At 72.6% G+C, this 1,771-nt stretch carries 1 protein-coding gene; it reads right to left on the reverse strand.

The annotated features are described in order from the left end of the window. Positions 1-3: 3 nt before the first annotated feature. Positions 4-1,647: an ISL3 family transposase gene (locus tag ABH941_RS40845; protein ID WP_370138581.1), complete on the reverse strand. Its 1,644-nt coding sequence runs from the start codon at positions 1,645-1,647 to the stop codon at positions 4-6. Positions 1,648-1,771 lie beyond the last annotated feature (124 nt).

Below are 1,771 nucleotides of genomic sequence, written 5' to 3' on the forward strand. Positions count from 1 at the left end.
GGCTCATACAAGATTTTCGTAGCTGGTGATCGTCCAGGGGTCGTTGTTGGTGGGGTGGGTGGTTGTGGTGCGTCGTGAGTGGGCGGCGAGGATGACGCGTTTGCGGAGCAGGGGGATGCTGGCTCGGCCTGCCATCTGGCGTTTGATGAGTTTGAGGTCGGTGACGCGGCCTTCGTTGACGCCGGAGTTGTAGGGCAGGGTGAGGCCGGCGCGGACGGCGTCCAGGTCGCTGGCCAGGCCGCGGGCGAAGCCGGGCAGGGCGGGCAGGAGGCTGGCGCGGACCGCCTGGATCCACTCGTCCAGGCCGGTGTCGGTTCCCGAGGTGAGCATGGTGGCGAACGAGCGCACGTGTGCGCAGACCTCGGTGAGTTCCGGGCTGCGGTCCAGGACCTGCTTGAGCTGGGTCTGCTGGTCCTGGGTGAGGTTCTCGGGGCGGCGGGTGATCCAGCCGGTCGCCTCGCGTGCGCTGGGCGGGACCGGGCCGGGGGCGGGCGGGGTCCGGTGTGGGCCGTGGAGGGCCGCGCGCAGGGGGGACAGGAAATTGCGCACCGTCGCGTAGCTGCCCTGGAAGCCGCGTCCGGTGATCTCGCGGTGCAGTACGGCGGCCTGGTGCTGGCCCTGGTCCCAGCGTTGCAGCAGGTAGTCGCGGTGTGCCGCGGCCAGGCCCGGGGTCCGTGTGGGCCACACCGGCACCTTGTCCTGCCAGCGCCCGGCTGACGCGTAGCGCGCCACGGTTGCTTTGCCGATGCCCAGTTGCCGGGCGACGGCGCGCCCGCTCAGCCCCTGGTCCAGGAGTGCGTGCACGGCGGTGAAGGTGGTGCGGGCCCGCCGGGCGGCCCTGCCCGGGGGCGCGGGCGGCGGTGCCGGCATCGCGTCGGGGGCCGCCGGCTGCGGGGGTGCGGGCGGGGGGTCCGGTGGCCGGGCCAGGCAGGCGCGGTGGGCGCAGACCTCCTCGTAGACCCGGCGGGCCAGGCCCTGCCACAGGTGGAAGCGGTCGCTGACCTGGACCGCGCCCGGGGCGCCCGCGGTGATGGCGGCCCGGTACTCCAGCGAGCCGTCCCGGCACACCACCTGAACACCGGGATGGGACTTCAGCCAGTGGGTCAGCGGCTCGCCGGCGCGTCCGGTCCACAGGTCGATCGGCAGCCGGGACAGCGTGTCCACCAGCAGCGTGCCGTAGTGCTGCCCCTTGCGCAGCGCGAAGTCGTCCACGCCCAGCACGGTGGGGGTCGGTGCGGGCGGATCGGGCAGTGACATCAGGCAGTGCAGCATCGTGGCCCAGCTGACCGCCTGGTGCAGGTGGACCAGCAGCCGGGCCCCGGCCCTGCCCGCCAGCGCGACCGCCACCGCGTCCAGCACCCGCTGCAGGGCCGGGGTCCGCCGCTGGTAGCGCACCGACAGCCCCGGCGCCTGCTCGACGAACGTCGCCTTCGGGCACGCGGGGTTCTCGCAGTACAGGCGCCGCACCGACAGGTCGATCACCACCGCACGGCCACCGACCGCCTCATCCGCCAGGTGCCGCACATACCGGCTGTGCTCCCAGTCCGAGGACCGCCCGCACCCCGGACACAACACCGCCACGCCGTCGCGGGTCCGCGCCGTGATCCGCACCAGCCCCGACCCGGCCATCACTTCCTCGACCTGCACTAGAGCCAACTGCGGCAGCAGGACCTCTACTTCGATGTCACACGACCCCAGCCTGCACCCAGAACAGCAGCCCGTCACCAGCCCCACCGAACCGATCACCAGCTACGAAAATCTTGTATGAGCC

The organism is Streptacidiphilus sp. EB103A, assembly GCF_041261405.1.
Classification (GTDB): Bacteria; Actinomycetota; Actinomycetes; order Streptomycetales; family Streptomycetaceae; genus Streptacidiphilus.